This window comes from Frigidibacter albus (genome assembly GCF_009908165.1).
GTDB classification, from domain to species: domain Bacteria; phylum Pseudomonadota; class Alphaproteobacteria; order Rhodobacterales; family Rhodobacteraceae; genus Frigidibacter; species Frigidibacter albus.
Genome location: NZ_JAAAUC010000004.1, coordinates 269863 through 286143, shown reverse-complemented (window position 1 = coordinate 286143; position 16281 = coordinate 269863). Strand labels below are relative to the sequence as shown.

Here is a 16281-nt window from a genome sequence, read left to right as displayed (position 1 = left end):
CAGACAATCACCGGCAAGGCGATCCCTTGACTTCCCGGCCCCGCCGCGGTGTATCGGCCGCGACGCCAGATGCCTCGGGGAAGGGGACGACCATGCACGCCTATCGCAGCCATACCTGTGCCGCACTCAACAAGGATCACGCCGGCGAGGCCGTGCGCCTGTCGGGCTGGGTGCACCGGGTGCGCGACCATGGCGGGGTGCTGTTCCTCGACCTGCGCGACCATTACGGCATGACCCAGATCATCTGTGACGGCGACAGCCCGGCCTTTGCGGCGCTGGAAAAGGTGCGCGCCGAATGGGTGGTGCGGATCGACGGCACGGTGAAGCTGCGCGATGCCTCGCTGGTCAATGCCAAGATCCCGACCGGCGAGATCGAGGTCTATGCCCGCGAGATCGAGGTGCTTGGCCCGTCGGAAGAATTGCCGCTGCCGGTGTTCGGCGATCAGGAGTATCCCGAGGAGACCCGGCTGACCTATCGCTTCCTCGACCTGCGGCGCGAGGGGCTGCATCGCAAGATGATGCTGCGCTCCAACGTGGTGCGGTCGATCCGCAACCGGATGTGGGACAGCGGGTTTACCGAGTTCCAGACGCCGATCATCACCGCCTCCAGCCCCGAAGGCGCGCGCGACTTTCTGGTGCCCTCGCGCCTGCATCCGGGCAAGTTCTACGCGCTGCCGCAGGCGCCGCAGCAGTTCAAGCAGCTGATCATGGTGGCGGGGTTCGATCGGTATTTCCAGATCGCGCCCTGTTTCCGCGACGAAGACCCGCGCGCCGACCGCTCGCCCACCGACTTCTACCAGCTGGATGTCGAGATGAGCTTCGTGACGCAAGAAGATGTCTTCGCCGCCGTGCAGCCGGTGATCCAGGGGCTGTTCGAGGAATTCGCGCCGGACAAGACCGTTCATGCCGACTGGCCGCTGATCCCCTACAAGGACGCGCTGCTGAAATACGGCTCCGACAAGCCCGACCTGCGCAACCCGATCGAGATGCAGGTGGTCAGCGAGCATTTCGCCGGATCGGGCTTTGCGATCTTCGCCAGGCTGCTGGAGCAGGAGGGCACCGAGGTCCGCGCCATCCCGGCGCCGGGCGGCGGGTCACGCAAGTTCTGCGACCGGATGAATGCCTTCGCGCAGCAGCAGGGGCTGCCGGGGATGGGGTATATCTTCTGGCGGAAGGCCGAGGATGGCAGCATGGAAGCCGCCGGCCCCCTCGCCAAGAACATCGGGCCCGAGCGGACCGAGGCCATTCGTGTGCAGCTTGGTCTGGGCGAGGGCGACGCCGCCTTCTTCCTCGGCGGCAAGCCGGAGACCTTCGAGGCCGTGGCAGGCCGGGCCCGCAACGAGATCGGGCGCGAGCTGGGGCTGGTCGAGGAGGGCTGCTTCCGCTTTGCCTGGATCGTCGATTTCCCGATGTTCGAGAAGACCGACGACGGCAAGATCGACTTCAGCCACAACCCGTTCTCGATGCCGCAGGGCGGCCTTGCCGCGCTGCAGGGCGATCCGCTGCAGGTGCTGGCCTATCAGTATGACCTGGCCTGCAACGGCTATGAGCTGATTTCGGGCGGCATCCGCAACCACACGCCCGAGATCATGTTCAAGGCCTTCGAGATTGCGGGCTACCCGGCCTCGGAAGTCGAAAAGCGCTTTGGCGGCATGGTGAAGGCGTTCAAATACGGCGCGCCGCCGCACGGGGGCTGCGCGGCGGGCATCGACCGGATGGTGATGCTGCTGGCCGATGAGAGCAATATCCGCGAGGTCATCATGTTCCCGATGAACCAGCGCGCCGAAGACCTGATGATGGGCGCGCCGAGCGAGCCGATGAACGAGCAGCTGCGCGAGCTGCGGCTGCGGGTAATCCCGAAGGACTGAGATTTCGGCAGTCTGACAAGGGCCCGGCCATCGCGCCGGGCCTTTTCGTGTCTGGGGCACCGCCGGGGATGCTGCACAAGCGAATTTTACCGCGCTGCGGCGGGTTCTCTGGCAGGGTGCGCGGAGCCCTTTCCCAGCCGGATTCGCTATGCCCTCGGTCTCCACCATCGCCGCGATCCGTTTCGGCAGCGGTCTTGTGCCGCGCGAGGCCGGGCCCGCGCCCGCGCCGCTGGATGCCGCTGCCTTGCTGGGGGATCTGACCGCGCCCGATACCATGGCCGCGCGCTTTCCCGTGATCACCCGGCCCGAGGCCGAGGAACTGGCCCGGCAAGTGCGCCCCGCAAGGCGCGCGGCGCAAGCGGGCACCGAGGCTGGCGATCCGGAACCGGAGCTGGCTTACCGCGCGCTGCGCCAGCAGCTGCGCGTGGCCACCAATCGCGGCGCGCAGCTGACCATGGCGCGCACCGTTGCCGCCGAGATCGGCTTTCGCGAGCGGCTGGTGCAGTTCTGGGGCGACCATTTCGCCACCCGTGCCCGCGGGCCAGAGCTGGGACCGATGGCGCAGGTCTTTGCCGATGAGGCGATCCGCCCGCACCTGGCCGGGCGCTTCCCGGACATGCTGAAGGCGGCGGCGCTGCACCCGATGATGCTGGTCTATCTGGACCAGACCTCCTCGGTCGGGCCGAACTCCGCCTCGGGGCGCAAGCGCGGCGGGCTGAACGAGAATCTCGCGCGCGAGATGCTGGAGCTGCACACGCTGGGTGTGGGCGGCAGCTATGCGCAGGCCGATGTGCGGCAACTGGCGCTGCTGCTCACCGGGCTTTCCTGGACCTACCGCGCCGGCTGGCATTTCGATCCGACCAAGGCCGAGCCGGGGGCCGAGACGGTTCTGGGCGAGGCTTACGGCGGCGCGGACCCGGCCGACGTGACCGAGATCCACGCGGCGCTGGAGGATCTGGCGCTGCATCCCGAGACCGGGCGGCACCTGGCGCGGAAGCTGGCGGTGCATTTCACCTCTGACGATCCCGATGCGGGGATGGTGGAGGCGATGGCGGCGGCCTATGCGGAGGGTCAGGGGGCGCTGATGCCCGTTTATGCAGCGATGCTGGAGCATCCTGCGGCCTGGGACACGTTCGGCGCCAAGGCCCGGCAGCCGCAGGATTTTCTGGTGGCGGCGCTGCGGGCGCTGGGGGTGACCGGCGAGCAGGTGGCGGCGCTGGAGCATGGGCCGGCAAACAACCATCTGCTGGGACCGCTGCGGCTGATGGGCCAGCCCTTCGCATCGCCGCCCGGCCCCGACGGCTGGCCCGAGGCGGCGAGCGACTGGATCAACCCGCAGGGCCTTGCGGCGCGGATCGAATGGGCGATGAAGGGGCCGCGCTTCTGGGTCAACCCGCTGCCAGACCCGCGCCGGTTGCTGCGCGCCGCGCTGGACGATGCTGCGGGCGAGCGGCTGGCCTGGGCCGTGGGCCGGGCCGAGACCGTGGCCGAGGGCACTGGGCTGATCCTGGCCTCGCCCGATTTCAACCGCCGATAGGAGGATGCGATGCTGAACCGACGGTTGTTCTTGCAAGGCTCGGCGCTGATCGGCTGCTCTGCCGCGGCGCACCCGCTGCTGTCCACCGCCACCTTTGCCGCGGCGCCGGGCGAGAACCGGCTGGTGGTGATCATCCTGCGCGGAGCGATGGACGGGCTGGATCTGGTGCAGCCGCGCGGCGATGCGGGCTTTGCGCGCTATCGCCCCGGCCTTGCCGCGCTGGCGGTGGGGGCTGAGGACGGAGCGCTGCCGCTGGATGATTTCTGGGCCGCGCATCCGGGGCTGGCCAAGCTGATGCCGCTGTGGGCTGCGGGGGAGCTGGGGTTCGTTCACGCGACATCGACCCCCTACCGCGACAAGCGCAGCCATTTCGACGGGCAGGACCTGCTGGAGGCCGGCACCGGCATGGATGTGCCGGTGGGCATGGCGCGCGAGGGCTGGCTGAACCGGATGCTGCAGGGGATGCCGGGGGTGCAGTCGCAGACCGCGTTTTCGGTCGGGGCCGAGGAGATGCTGATCCTGTCGGGGGCGGCGCCCTCGGCCAGCTGGGCCCCGGCCTCGCGGCTCGACCTGTCGGCGCAGGCGCGGCTGCTGCTGGACCATGTCTATCACGACGACCCGCTGTTCCGCGATGCCGCGACCGAGGCGGTGGAGATCAGTGCCGATATGGCGCCGGGAGATAAAATGGGCGGCGATGCCAACCGCCAGCCGCTGAAGCTGGCCGAGTTTGCCGCGGCCCGGCTGCGCGAGGAAACGCGGATCGCGTCGTTTTCGGTGGGCGGCTGGGACACGCATCGCAACCAGCCCGGCGCGATGAAGGCCGGGCTGCGGCGGCTGTCGGAGACCGTGCTGGCGCTGAAGGACGGGCTGGGGCCGGTCTGGGGGCAGACCACGGTGCTGGCGATGACCGAGTTCGGCCGCACCGTGCGCGAGAACGGCTCGATGGGCACCGACCATGGCACTGGCGGCGCGATGCTGGTCGCGGGCGGCGCGGTGCGCGGCGGGCGGGTGCATGGGCGCTGGCCGGGGCTGGCCGAGGCCGACCTTTACGCCGGGCGAGACCTGATGCCGACGAGCGACGTGCGCGCCTGGGCCGGCTGGGCGATGCGCGGGCTCTATGGGCTCGACGCCGGGCTGATCGAGGGCAGCGTGTTCCCGGGGCTGCAGATGGGCAGCGATCCGGGGCTGCTGCTGTAGGCGCTGCGCTGCGTGGCTGGGGGCCGGGGGCTGTCTGCCCCGCAGGAAACGAAAGAAGGCGGGGGGGCCTTCTGCCCCCCGCGCCCCCCGAGGATATTTGGACCAGAACGAAGGGAAGGGGCGCGGGGGTTGTGGCGCGAGGGGGCGTGCAACTCCTGTCGGGCGACGCAAAATCGCCCCGTGACGGCGCCTTGCGGGCGGCATAGGATCGGGGGACGGCGGACGGGCAGGGGCAGGGGCCCCGGCGGACCGGGTTTGAGCGGAGAGAGATCAGATGCAGCGCATGTTCGGCGAGCCGGTGGTGGATTGGACAGCGCCGCCGCGCCCGGGGCCAGAGGCGCTGGAGGGGCTTTGGGCGCGGCTGGAGCGGCTGGAGCCCGAGGACCATGCGGCGGACCTGTTCCGCGCCAATTCCGCCGATGATGCAATCTGGGACTATCTGCCCTATGGGCCCTTCGCTTCCCTGGCGGGCTATCACCGCTGGATGCGCGAGGTGGCCGGACAGGCCGATCCGTTCTTCTATGCGATCCGCGATCTGGAGACCGGGCATCTGGGCGGGGTGGCAAGCTATCTGCGGATCACGCCCGAGGTGGGCTGCATCGAGATCGGCCATATCAACCTGGCGCCGGAACTGCAGCGCACCCGCGCCGCAACCGAGGCGCTGGTGCTGATGATGGACTGGGCCTTTGGCGCGGGCTATCGGCGGTTCGAGTGGAAATGCGATGCGCTGAACATCCCCTCGCGCCGGGCGGCGCAGCGGCTGGGCTTCAGCCATGAGGGCACCTTCCGGCAGGCGACGATCGTGAAGGGCCGCAACCGCGATACCGCCTGGTTCGCGGTGACCGATGGCGACTGGCCGGCGCTGGCCGAGGCGTTCCGGGTCTGGCTGTCGCCGGGGAACTTCACCGATGCCGGGATGCAGATCGAACGGCTGTCCGACCTGACGGCGCTGGTGCGGGTGAGCTCGGACCCGGCGCTGGGGTAAGAGGCTCGCTCGGCGCGCGAATGGTGCGGAGGGGTGATTTTCGTGAAGAAGGCGGGGGGCTGTCTGCCCCCCGCACCCCCCGAGGATATTTTGACCAGCAAGAAGGATGGTGTGCGCTGCCGCGGGGGACGTCGCGCCTTGGATCGTGGCCGCATCGATGGGGCCGACGTTGGGCGCAAGCTCCCCGGGGATGGACTGCGGGGGCAGGGCGCGGGGGCCGCGGATTTCCGCCGCGTTGGCTGATGTCGCCCCTGGGGCGCCGCGGATCTGGCGAGGGCGCCCGGCGTGCAGATTGCAGGCGCAACGCCCAAGACCGCCCCTGATCGGGGCAGGCTGCGATGCCGGGCTGCAGGCGTGCCGGGTGGATGGGGGCGCGCATGACGTGCCGGCGCCTGTCGAGGCCGGGGCCAAGCGGTTCAGGGGCGCGAAGCTGCGGGTGCAGGGTGCGCCGTCCGCCTTGGTGCCGGGTCTTGGGCGCGCGGCCGGGCCGGGCCGATCTGATGGGCGCCCGGTTCACCTGTCTGCACGACACCGTCTGCCCGCGCGCTGCCCTCGCCTCAGATCGGGGCGCCAGCGGCGAGGCGGGCTTGCACCAGGCGGCTGAGGCGGGAGTGGTCGGCGCGGGTTTCGCGGCCTGCGGCGCGGTCCTGTTGCAGGGCGGTGGCGGCTTCGGCGAGGGGGCGGTCATGGCTGATCCGGGCGAGGCCGCCGAGGAATTGTGCGACATAGTCGAGGGTGGCTGGAGTGCCGGTGGCGGCAGCCGGGTTGCAGGGTGCAGAGTCCAGCGCGGTTGCGGCATGCGGGGATCCGGACGGCAGGGGGCCCGCTTCCACGTTCCCCTCCTCCTCGGTTCCGGCAAGCAGGCCGGCGGCCAGCACCAGATCGTCGCGCAGGGCCAGGAGGTCGGGGTGAACGATCTCGCCGGGTAGGGCGCGGGGGCCGCTGGGGCGCTGCGAGGGCGGCAGGGCGGCCAGCACGGCGGTCTGGAACAGGGCGAGGCTTTCGATGGGCTTGGGCAGGAAGCCGTCCGCCCCCGCCGCCAGCGCCAACGCCTCGAGATCATCCGAGCCGGAGGTGCCGAGGATCACCGACATCCGCGGCTGCAGCGCCGCAAGTTCGCGGATCAGGTCGGCGCCGGAGCCATCGGGCAGGCCCATGTCGACGATCACCGCCGAGGGCCGGTAGGTGGCCAGATGCCGATGCGCGGCGCGCAGGCTGTCGGCGCGGCGGATGCGGGCGCCCGAGCGCAGGCAGAGGAGCCGCATCGCCTCGGACGCGAAGCGGCTGTCCTCGACCAGCAGCACGGTCAACCCCTGCAACGGGCGCGCGGCCGAGGGTGCGGGATGGGTCATGTAGGCGGAAACGTCATGGTGCGGGGCGGGGGGCAGGTCATCGGTCATGGCGGCAGCCTTTGGGGGTGTTGCAGGGCGGGGGGTGTCCTTCTGGTCATCCACGACTCGCAGTAGAGCGCGGCAATGGCTAACAGGCGGTAAACCGGGCCGAGGCGGCGCGCCGGCCCGGCACGCGGCGATGCGCCGCTTGCACATGCCGGTGAGAATCGCGCCAGCGGCGATGCGCCGCTTGCACATGCCGGTGAGAATCGCGCCAGCGGCGATGCGCCGCTTGCACATGCCGGTGAGAATCGCGCCAGCGGCGATGCGCCGCTTGCGCGGGGGGGGCGCCCTGCCGCATAAGGCGGGCAAAGCGCGAGGAGAGCCATCATGATCGGACGCCTGAACCATGTCGCCATTGCCGTGCCGGACCTGACCGCGGCGGCGGAGCAGTATCGCAGCACCTTGGGCACAAAGGTCGGCGCGCCGCAGGACGAGCCCGATCATGGCGTGACCGTGGTGTTCATCGAGTTGCCGAACACCAAGATCGAGCTGCTCTACCCGCTGGGCGAGAACTCCCCTATCACCGGCTTCCTGGAAAAGAACCCGGCGGGGGGCATCCATCACATCTGCTATGAGGTGGATGACATCCTGGCGGCGCGCGACCAGCTGCAAGCCTCGGGCGCGCGGGTGCTGGGGACGGGCGAGCCGAAGATCGGCGCGCATGGCAAGCCGGTGCTGTTCCTGCACCCGAAGGATTTCAACGGCTGTCTTGTCGAGCTGGAGCAGGTCTGATGTCGATCACCTCTGCCATCGTCCTCTTCGCCGTCCTGTGGTTCCTGACCTTCTTCGTGGTGCTGCCGATCCGCTTTCAAAGCCAGGCCGAGGCCGGGTCGGTGGTGCCGGGCACACCGCCCTCGGCGCCCTCCACCGAGATGGTGGGGCGCAAGGCGCGGCTGACCACGCTGATCGCGGCGGGGCTGTGGTGCGTGCTGGCCGGGGTCATCGTGTCGGGCTGGATCACCGTGCAGGATTTCGACTGGTTCCACCGGATGGGGCCGGGCGGCGGGTGGTACGGGAACCAGCCGGACTGACCTTCAGCTCAGGTCCATCCGCAGCGTGCCGGTCCGGTAATCGCCGCGGATGATCCAGCCGGGCTCCTGAATCTCCGGGTGCCCGTCGGCCCAATCGCGGTAGCGGTCGTTGCTGACGATCCGCGCGCCCAGATCGCGGGCGGCGGCGAGAACCGTGGGGTCGGCGGGGCTGCCCTTGGGGACCACCATCACCCTGTCTTGCGGCAGCCCCAGCATCCGGGCAAGCGCCCGGTCATTGAGGTGCCGGCCCGAGATCAGGTAGCCGGCATTGGCATCGAAGACCACGCCGGGGGTGTAGCCGTGGCGGATCAGCTGGTCCAACACCTCCTGCAGCGTCTCGATCTGCGGGATATTGCCGTTCCAGTGCATCACGTTCGATCCGTCGACGACGATGCATTTCTGCCGGTCCTTGCCAAGCGCGGCGCGCAGCAGCAGCCAGAGGCTTGCCAGCGTGCAGGGCACGGCCAGCAGCAAGAGGTCCGCCAGCCCGGGCAGCGCGAAGCCGGCGGCGAGGGCGGTGAGCGAGAGGCCAAGCAGGATCAGCGGGGTGGTCATGGCGCAGGAGTAGCGCGGGGCCCGGCGGCTGCCAAGCCGCCAAAAGCGGCATCGGCTGCCAAGCCGCCATAAGCGGCATCGGCTGCCAAGCCGCCATAAGCGGCATCGGCTGCCAAGCGGCCAGTCGCGGTCAGCTTGCCCGGGCTTCGGCAGCGACGGTCTTGTGATAAAGATGGGTGAAGGTCGCGGCCCCCAGCAGCGGCACCAGCAGGTTCACCACCGGGATGGTCAGCGGCATCGCCATCAGCACCCCCGCCAGCCAGATCCGCCCCGAATAGCGCCGCCGCATCGCCGCCGCGCCCTGACGCCCGATCCGGCGCATCGCGACCAGCGTGAAATACTCGCGCCCCAGCAGATAGCCGTTCACCGCCCAGAACAGCACCGGCGCGAAGGGGCCGACGAAGAAATAGGCGATCATCGCCAAGAGGTTGACCGCAACCAGCACGCCGAAGAAGTTGATGGCGTCGATCAGCCCGTCGAAGAAGGGCGTGCCCTGGGCCGGGGGCAGGCCGGGGTAATGCTTTGCCTCCACCGCCTCGGCGACGTCATCCAGAAAGAAGCCGGTAAAGGCCGAGGCGACCGGCACCATCAGGAACACCGAGAGCGCGATCATCAGCAGGATCGAGCCCCAGGACAGCAGATCGTCGATCCATCCGACCTCGCCGACGATCGGCAGGGTCATGGTGTCGGGGGTGGCCCAGCCGATCAGATAGATGAAGGCGGTGTAGAGCGCGAAGAGCAGCGCCAGCGTCAGGCCGAGGCCGAGCAGCAGCACGCGCAGGAAGCGCCGGTCGGTGAGTTGGCCAAGGGCGGCGGTGAAGCTGGCAAAGATCATTCGGAAACCCAGGCGACGGTGGCGGAAAGGTCGGGGCGGGGGCGTTCCGGCGGGGCCACGGTTTCGGTGCCGATATGGACGAAGCCGGCGATGCGCTCGCCCGGGCCGAGGCCGAGGCCGGTAAGGAACGCCGCGTCATAGGCCGGCCAGCCGGTCAGCCAGCACGCGCCCCAGCCCGCGGCGAGGGCGGCGTTGACGAGGCTGAGGCAGACGCAGCCCGCCGACAGCTCCTGCTCCCAGGCCGGCACCTTGTCTGTGGGGCGGGGCACGGCGACGACGGCGACGCAAAGTGGGCTTTCCGAGAATTGCGAGACGCCCTTGGCGGTCTGTTCCGGCGGCTTGCCCGAGGCCTCCCCCAGATCGGCGGCCAGTTGCGCCAGCCGGGCCAGCGCCGCGCCTTCCAGCACCATCAGCCGCCAGGGCTCCAGCTTGCCATGGTCGGGCACGCGCAGCCCGGCGGTCAGGATCGGCTCCAGCGCCGTGCGGTCCGGCCCCGGCGCGGCGAGGGTCTTGGCGGGGCGCGAGCGGCGGGTCAGCAGGAAGTCGAGCGCGGCTTGGTTGGGGGCAGGCATGGGGGTCTCCGGAAGGCTTAGAGGAACATCGCGGCCAGTGCGTCGATCTGGCTGGTGTGGAAGGCGCTTGCGGCAGGGCCGGGCTGCCGGGCGGCGAGGGTGGCGGCCAGCGGGTCGGGCGCGCGGATGCCGCTGCCCGACAGCTCTTCCATCACGGCATGGCCGCAGAAGGGGACATGCACCTCGGAATAGCCGCCCTCATGCACCAGCACGAGGCGGCTGCCGCAGAGTTCCCCCGCGGCGGCCTTGGCCATGCGGGTCAGTTCGCGGAAAGTCTCGGCGGTGGCAAGCATCCGCCCCAGCGGGTCCATCGCCGAGGCGTCATAGCCGCAGGCGACCACGATCACCTCGGGCCGGAACCGCGCCAGAAGCGGCAGGATAATGCGGTCCATCACCTGCAGATAGCTGTCATGCCCGGCGCCGGGCGGCAGCGGCAGGTTGACGTTGAAGCCATGCCCGCGCCCAGCCCCCCGCGCCATCGCGTCGCCGGTATCCAGCGGATAGTTGCGCTCCTGATGGATCGAGAGGGTCAGGACCTCCGGATCCTCCCAGAAGATCGCTTCCGTGCCATTGCCGTGATGCACGTCCCAGTCGATGACCGCGACGCGGCGGGCCAGCCCCTCGGCCTGCACCGCGCGCACGGCGATGGCGATGTTGTTCAGCAGGCAAAAGCCGTTAGGGAAATCGGGCAGCGCATGATGCCCCGGCGGGCGCGAGAGGGAATAGGCATTGGCCAGATCACCCTTCAGCACGGCGCGCAGCGCGCCGGTCGCCAGCCCCGCCGACAATGCCGCAATCTCATAGCCGCCGCGGCCGAAGGGGGTGCGCAGGCCAAGCTCGCCGCCGCCCGCGTCCGAGGCGGCCTTGAAGGCATCGAGGTAGCTGGCGGGATGGACGCGCAGCAGCTCCTCGCGCGTGGCTTCGGGCGCCGATTGCACCGACAGCTCGCGCATCAGGCCGCTCACCTCCAAGAGGTTCTTCAGCCGCCGCTTGGTCTCGGGGCTTTCGGGCAGCCCGCCGCCCGGTTGCACGAAGCCGCCCACGGGCAGGGTCAGGGCGTAGTTTCCCCCGCCATGCCAGAAGCAGCGCTCGTCGGTGAAAAAGCCTGTGCCTGCGGTCATCGGGAGCCTCCGGGGGAAGGGGGGACGGATCTGGCGCGGAGCCTAGCCTTGGGCTACCCAAGTGACCAGAGACGAAAGGACCAAGGATGACGGGTGACCTGACCGCGCTGGCGCTGCCCGGTGCCGAGTTCGCGGTGCGGGTGACGCCCCGCGCCTCGCGCAATGCCGTGCTGGCGGAAGGCGGCGAGATCCGGGTCTATGTCACTGTGGTGCCGGAGGATGGGAAGGCCAATGCCGCCGTGCAAAAGTTGCTGGCAAAGGCGCTTGGGGTCGCGAAATCCCGGCTGGTGCTGATCCGCGGCGCCACCTCGCGCGACAAGCTGTTCCGGCTGGATTAGCCCGTCTTCAGCGTCGCCTTCATCCGGTAGACGCCCTCGGGCAGGTCCAGCGAGGCCGCCAGTTCCCGCACCTGCGCCAGCGACAGGGTGATGGTCACCACCTCGTCGCGGCGGGCATCGTATTGCTGGACGGTGACGCAATCCTCGAAGCCCTGCACCGTCACATCCTCTTGCAAATGGGTGGAGCCTTCATCGACCAGGGTGATGACGGTCGCGTCGAAATCGTGCTCGATGGTGAACATGGCGGGCCTCCGTGGGGACTGCGGATGGGAGGATGATGACAGGGATCTGGCGGGACTGCACCCCCGAAAGCTGAGGTCGGACGAGTTGGATCCGGGCGGGAAAAGGCGAGGCACTGCCTCGCCCCCGCCCGCGCTGTGGCGGTTGCCTCGGTGCCGCTGGCCACGCGAGACCGTATGAGGCCAGCGCCCGACCTGGCGGGCGAGAAGCGCCCGCCAGAGGGTGATGAGCGAACAGAAACCTTCCAGTGGAAGGTTTCCGCGAAGAACGCCCGGCCAAGGAATGCACAGCTTGGGCCGGGCCGGGAGGGCGGGCGCTGGCCGGGCCCTTTGGGGCCCGTCCGGTGTGGGTTGATACGGCGGTTTGTGGCCAAGGCGATGGCCTTCGCCAAGGGGAGCTACGCAGGTGCCCGGGATTTCGGGCGCAGGCCAAGCGGCACTGTAGACTCGTAGCCCACCCTTCAAGGAGCCCCCATCACCCCCGCGTGAGCGCTGCGAGAGCCCCTTCCCCCGCCTCGCAACCATCGGTAATTTGCCCGCCAGAGGTCCGCGTCCCCGCGCCCCGAAACTGGACCTGACAAGGAGCCGACCCCGGATGCGCTTGCCTGACTTCCTGCCGTCATTCCCCGGCCTGCGGCTGGCACCCGTCCTCGCCGCCAGCCTGCTGGCGCTCGCCGCCTGCGCGCCGCTGCCCGCACCCTCCCCGGTCTACACGCCCGCCCCGGACCCGGTCTATGAGGGCCAGGCGCTCTCGCCCAGCCAGGCCGCGCAGAACTTCGTCGCCGTGGTGAACCGGATGGAGCCGGTGATCCTGTCGGAATGCCTCAAGCGCGCCCGCGGCGCCAATTGCGACTACCAGATCGTGGTCGATGACCGTCCCGGCCAGTCGCCCAACGCCTTCCAGACGCTCGACGAGGCCGGCCGTCCGGTCATCGCCTTCAACCTGCCGCTGATCGCCGAGGTCCGCAATGTCGATGAGCTGGCCTTCGTGATGGGGCATGAGGCCGCGCATCACATCGCCGGCCATATCCCGCGCCAGCAGCAGACCGCCTCGACCGGTGCGATCCTGTTGGGCGGGCTGGCGGCGGCCTACGGCTATGACGAGGCCACGGTGCGCAGCGCCCAGAACATCGGTGCCGGTCTCGCGGGGCGCGCCTATGCGAAGAACTACGAGCTCGAGGCCGACCAGCTTGGCACCGTGATCGCCTGGAACGCGGGCTTCGATCCCGAACGCGGCGCCATGTTCTTCACCCGCCTGCCAGATCCGGGCGACCGCTTCATGGGCAGCCACCCGCCCAATGCCGCGCGGGTCGATATCGTGCGCCGCACCGTCGCCGACCTGCGCGCGGGCCGCGGGATGTGAGCCGGCCCAGCGGGAAACCGCCGCGCCGACCGGGCCCGCCCGCCGCTTGATCTGGATCATGGCAGCGGCGGCCCCCCATCGGCATCTTCTTGGCATCCGGTCCCAGCGATCCGGCCAGAAAGGAGCGCCCATGTGTGAAGCCCGCACGCTCAACCGCCACGCCGCGCTGGTCAGCCGCATGGCCGAAACGCTTGGCCTCGACCTGAGCCAAGCCACCCGTGAGGGGCGGCTTTCGGCCGAGACCTGGCGCGATGCGGTGATGTCCTGCACCTGCTGCGCCGATCCGGGAGATTGCATGACCTGGCTCGCCGAGCACCAGGACACCGGGGCCGAGGCCCCGCCGGACTATTGCCGGAACACCGATCTGATGGCGCGGCTGGCGCAGGGCAAGGAGGCGCGCAATGGGACTGCAGGGTGATGTCGGAACGCATCTGTGGCTGACCCGCGGCATGGCGGCGCGGGTGGGCGTCTCGCTGGACGCAGTGCTGCATGAGGGCACGCTGACCCGGGCCGATTTCGCGGGCATGGTCACGCGCTGCCGCAGCTGCAGCCAGCCGGCCGATTGCCTGGCCTTCCAGACGGCAGGCGGCGCGGCCTGCGCCGAGGCGCCCGACTACTGCGCCAACCGGGCGCTGCTCGCGGAGTTACAGGATCTGGGCTGAAAAGCCCGGGAAAGGTCCGCGCCGCAGGTCCTGCGGGGGCAGGCAGCGGCGCGAGGGACGGGGCGGGGTCTGGAGGGGCCGCGCCCCGTCCGCATTTTGGGGGCGGTCTTCCCTTTGGCCGCCGTTTCGTGGCACTTCCGGCAACAGGAGGCAGCCCATGCGCACCATTCTCGACGTCGCCACCGACCGCGGCTCCCGCTACGCCGTCACCGATGCGCCCGCCGCCAGCCGGGCCGAGGCGCTGGCGGTGGTGGCCGCGCTGAAGACATCCCGCCGTTTCGCTCGCGCTACCCATAACAGCTGGGCGGTGCTGCTGGACGGGCCGGAGGGCCGCGAGCCGGTGAAGGCCGACGATGGCGAATCCGGCGCCGGCGCGGTGATCCTGCGGATGCTGGAGCGGGCAGGGCGGGTCAATCACGTCGTCATCGTCACCCGCTGGTATGGCGGGGTGAACCTTGGCGGCGACCGCTTTCGCCATGTGCAGACGGCAGTGCGCGCGGCGCTTGGCGAGGGCGGTTGAAACGCGCCTGCCGCCGGGGAATGTCGGAACAGCTTTGGCCTGCCTGCGTTGTGTCTGCATCATCCCAGCCAACTGGAGGATCACGACATGACAGACCAATATACCAGCAGCGCGAGCCAGCCGCAGATCTCGTCCTCGGACGTGAACGGCACCAAGGTGTACAGCCCCACCGGCGACAAGCTTGGCCATATCGACGAGCTGATGATCGACAAGCAGTCGGGCAAGGTGGCCTATGCGGTCATGGGCTTTGGCGGCTTTCTGGGCATGGGCGAGGATCACCATCCGATCCCGTGGAGCAAGCTGCGCTACGACACCGAGCTGGACGGCTATGTGACCGACATCACCAAGGACCAGCTGGAAGGTGCCCCGGTGCGCAATGACAACTGGCGCAGCGACCGCCAGTGGGAAGAAGGCTATTTCACCTACTACGGCGCAGCCCCCTACTGGGTGTAATCGCCAAGGGCCCCCGCAGCCCGCTGAACGGAAAACCCCGCGCCAAGGCGCGGGGTTTTGCTATGTGGTGCTTGCGGAAATGCAATTATTGGCGGGCTTTCAAAGATAGCTTTGCCACTGGACTATCACAAACACGACTTTTTCGCCTTTACGCCCGCGTCCCCCACAGATCATACTCCCCGGCCTCGTCGACCGTCACCGGGACGATATCCCCCGGCGCCAGCCCCTCGAAGCCCTCGTCGATGAACAGATTGCCGTCGATCTCGGGCGCGTCCGCCATGGTGCGGCAGGTCGCGCCCTCGCCGTCCACCGCATCGACGATCACCTGCTGCACCGTGCCGACCTTGGCCGCCAGCTTCGCCTCGGAAATCGCCTGCGCCTTTTCCATGAAGCGGTCCCAGCGGTCCTGCTTCACCTCGGCCGGCACATGATCCGGCAGCGCGTTCGACCGCGCCCCGGCGACGTTCTCGTACTGGAAGCAGCCGACGCGGTCGAGTTGCGCCTCGTCCATCCAGTCCAGCAGCGTCTGGAATTCCGCCTCGGTCTCGCCGGGATAGCCGACGATGAAGGTGGACCGCAGGGTGATCTTCGGGCAAACAGCCCGCCAGGCGGCGATCTCGTCCAGCGTCTTCGCTGCCGCCGCCGGCCGCGCCATCCGCCGCAGCACGTCCGGGTGCGCGTGCTGGAACGGGATGTCGAGATAGGGCAGGATCGTCCCCTCGGCCATCAGCGGGATCAGGTCCCGCACATGCGGATAGGGATAGACGTAATGCAGCCGCACCCAGGCCCCCAGCTTGCCCATCTCGCGCGCCAGATCGGTGATGTGGCTACGCACCTCGCCGCCCTTCCAGGGATGCAGGTCATGCCTGCGGTCCAGCCCGTAGGCAGACGTGTCCTGCGAGATCACCAGCAGCTCGCGCACGCCAGCTTCCACCAGCTTTTCCGCTTCGCGCAGCACGGCATGGGCAGGGCGGCTTACCAGCTTGCCGCGCATGTCGGGGATGATGCAGAACTTGCACTTGTGGTTGCAACCCTCTGAAATCTTGACGTAACTGTAATGCCGCGGGGTCAGCGACACCCCCGTCGCCGGCAGCAGGTCGATGAACGGATCGGGGCTTGGCGGCACCGCCTTGTGCACCGCATCCAGCACCGCCTCATACTGATGCGGCCCGGTCACGGCCAACACCGAGGGGTGCGCGCCAGTGATGAACTCCGGGTCCGCGCCGAGACAGCCGGTCACCAGCACGCGCCCGTTCTCGCGCAGCGCCTCGCCGATCGCCTCCAGGCTCTCGGCCTTGGCGCTGTCCAGAAAGCCGCAGGTGTTGACGATGACTGCATCGGCGCCGCGGTAATCGGGGCTGATCGCATAGCCCTCGGCCCGCAGCCGGGTCAGGATCCGCTCGCTGTCGACCAGCGCCTTGGGGCAGCCAAGGCTGACCATGCCGATCCGGGGCTGACCCGGACGGATGGCGCCGGAGAAGACCGGGGCAGGCGCTAGATCGGGGCGAAGGCTGGGTGGGTTGGCGCTCATCGGCTGTCCCTGAGGATGGCGGGGACGGGCCCCTGAAACGTGTCTTCTGAAACGACAAGGGAAGAGCCGCGCCCTTCCCC

Annotated in this window: 19 protein-coding genes; 12 read left to right on the top strand and 7 right to left on the bottom strand. The window is 69.3% G+C overall.

Features of this window, described 5'->3' with window-relative positions; all coding sequences use genetic code 11:
* The first annotated feature begins 92 nt into the window (after positions 1-92).
* The 4 genes from aspS (at position 93) to GVY41_RS08295 (ending at position 5587) form a co-directional block, all read left to right on the top strand.
* Positions 93-1868: an aspartate--tRNA ligase gene (aspS, locus tag GVY41_RS08310; protein WP_161345071.1), complete on the top strand. Its 1776-nt coding sequence runs from the start codon at positions 93-95 to the stop codon at positions 1866-1868.
* Positions 1869-2016: 148 nt separating this feature from the next.
* Positions 2017-3405, top strand: coding sequence for a DUF1800 domain-containing protein (locus GVY41_RS08305; protein WP_161345073.1), 1389 nt, complete (start codon positions 2017-2019; stop codon positions 3403-3405).
* A 9-nt stretch (positions 3406-3414) separates the two neighbouring features.
* Positions 3415-4602 carry a DUF1501 domain-containing protein gene (locus tag GVY41_RS08300; RefSeq protein WP_161345075.1) on the top strand — a complete coding sequence of 396 codons (1188 nt, stop codon included), beginning with the start codon at positions 3415-3417 and terminating at the stop codon, positions 4600-4602.
* A gap of 274 nt (positions 4603-4876) precedes the next feature.
* Entirely contained in the window at positions 4877-5587 is a 711-nt protein-coding gene (locus GVY41_RS08295) for a GNAT family N-acetyltransferase (protein ID WP_161345077.1), read from the top strand.
* A gap of 557 nt (positions 5588-6144) precedes the next feature.
* Here GVY41_RS08295 and GVY41_RS08290 read toward each other — a convergent pair.
* Positions 6145-6939 (bottom strand): response regulator, encoded by a 795-nt coding sequence (locus GVY41_RS08290; RefSeq protein ID WP_161345531.1) that lies wholly within the window; start codon positions 6937-6939, stop codon positions 6145-6147.
* Between the two features lie 369 nt (positions 6940-7308).
* Here GVY41_RS08290 and mce point away from each other — a divergent pair, with 369 nt between their 5' ends.
* A complete protein-coding gene (gene mce / locus GVY41_RS08285) occupies positions 7309-7713 on the top strand; it encodes a methylmalonyl-CoA epimerase (protein WP_161345079.1) in 405 nt (134 codons plus the stop codon).
* On the top strand, positions 7713-8012 hold the full coding sequence (locus GVY41_RS08280) for a DUF1467 family protein (protein WP_161345081.1): 300 nt from the start codon (positions 7713-7715) through the stop codon (positions 8010-8012). Before mce ends, GVY41_RS08280 begins: the two co-directional genes overlap by 1 nt.
* A 3-nt stretch (positions 8013-8015) precedes the next feature.
* Here GVY41_RS08280 and GVY41_RS08275 read toward each other — a convergent pair whose 3' ends face one another.
* From GVY41_RS08275 to GVY41_RS08260, 4 genes are all read right to left on the bottom strand, one after another.
* Positions 8016-8567, bottom strand: coding sequence for an NYN domain-containing protein (locus GVY41_RS08275; protein WP_161345083.1), 552 nt, complete (start codon positions 8565-8567; stop codon positions 8016-8018).
* Positions 8568-8697: 130 nt separating this feature from the next.
* A complete protein-coding gene (locus GVY41_RS08270) occupies positions 8698-9399 on the bottom strand; it encodes an EI24 domain-containing protein (protein WP_373283285.1) in 702 nt (233 codons plus the stop codon).
* The gene (locus GVY41_RS08265; protein WP_161345087.1) at positions 9399-9974 is read right to left on the bottom strand and encodes a nitroreductase family protein; all 576 of its coding nucleotides are present in this window, start codon (positions 9972-9974) and stop codon (positions 9399-9401) included. The genes GVY41_RS08270 and GVY41_RS08265 overlap by 1 nt, the downstream gene beginning before the upstream one ends.
* Before the next feature lie 17 nt (positions 9975-9991).
* Positions 9992-11095 carry a class II histone deacetylase gene (locus GVY41_RS08260; RefSeq protein WP_161345089.1) on the bottom strand — a complete coding sequence of 368 codons (1104 nt, stop codon included), beginning with the start codon at positions 11093-11095 and terminating at the stop codon, positions 9992-9994.
* Positions 11096-11181: 86 nt separating this feature from the next.
* Between GVY41_RS08260 and GVY41_RS08255 the strand changes: the two genes are divergently transcribed.
* Positions 11182-11433, top strand: a complete 252-nt coding sequence (locus GVY41_RS08255) for a DUF167 domain-containing protein (RefSeq protein ID WP_161345091.1) — start codon at positions 11182-11184, stop codon at positions 11431-11433.
* Here the strand turns inward: GVY41_RS08255 and GVY41_RS08250 are convergent.
* Positions 11430-11675: a hypothetical protein gene (locus tag GVY41_RS08250; protein WP_161345093.1), complete on the bottom strand. Its 246-nt coding sequence runs from the start codon at positions 11673-11675 to the stop codon at positions 11430-11432. The two genes, GVY41_RS08255 and GVY41_RS08250, sit on opposite strands and share 4 nt — an antisense overlap.
* A 592-nt stretch (positions 11676-12267) precedes the next feature.
* Between GVY41_RS08250 and GVY41_RS08245 the strand changes: the two genes are divergently transcribed.
* From GVY41_RS08245 to GVY41_RS08225, 5 genes are all read left to right on the top strand, one after another.
* Complete coding sequence (locus GVY41_RS08245; RefSeq protein ID WP_161345095.1) at positions 12268-13035, top strand: M48 family metalloprotease; 768 nt, start codon at positions 12268-12270, stop codon at positions 13033-13035.
* A 130-nt stretch (positions 13036-13165) separates the two neighbouring features.
* Positions 13166-13453, top strand: a complete 288-nt coding sequence (locus GVY41_RS08240; RefSeq protein ID WP_161345097.1) for a DUF6455 family protein — start codon at positions 13166-13168, stop codon at positions 13451-13453.
* A complete protein-coding gene (locus GVY41_RS08235; protein WP_161345099.1) occupies positions 13437-13697 on the top strand; it encodes a DUF6455 family protein in 261 nt (86 codons plus the stop codon). Before GVY41_RS08240 ends, GVY41_RS08235 begins: the two co-directional genes overlap by 17 nt.
* A 157-nt stretch (positions 13698-13854) precedes the next feature.
* Positions 13855-14217 (top strand): YigZ family protein, encoded by a 363-nt coding sequence (locus tag GVY41_RS08230; RefSeq protein WP_161345101.1) that lies wholly within the window; start codon positions 13855-13857, stop codon positions 14215-14217.
* Positions 14218-14304: 87 nt separating this feature from the next.
* Complete coding sequence (locus GVY41_RS08225) at positions 14305-14670, top strand: PRC-barrel domain-containing protein (RefSeq protein ID WP_161656880.1); 366 nt, start codon at positions 14305-14307, stop codon at positions 14668-14670.
* Positions 14671-14818: 148 nt separating this feature from the next.
* On the opposite strand, the gene rimO is transcribed toward GVY41_RS08225, so the two are convergent.
* The gene (gene rimO, locus GVY41_RS08220; RefSeq protein WP_161345103.1) at positions 14819-16201 is read right to left on the bottom strand and encodes a 30S ribosomal protein S12 methylthiotransferase RimO; all 1383 of its coding nucleotides are present in this window, start codon (positions 16199-16201) and stop codon (positions 14819-14821) included.
* Positions 16202-16281 lie beyond the last annotated feature (80 nt).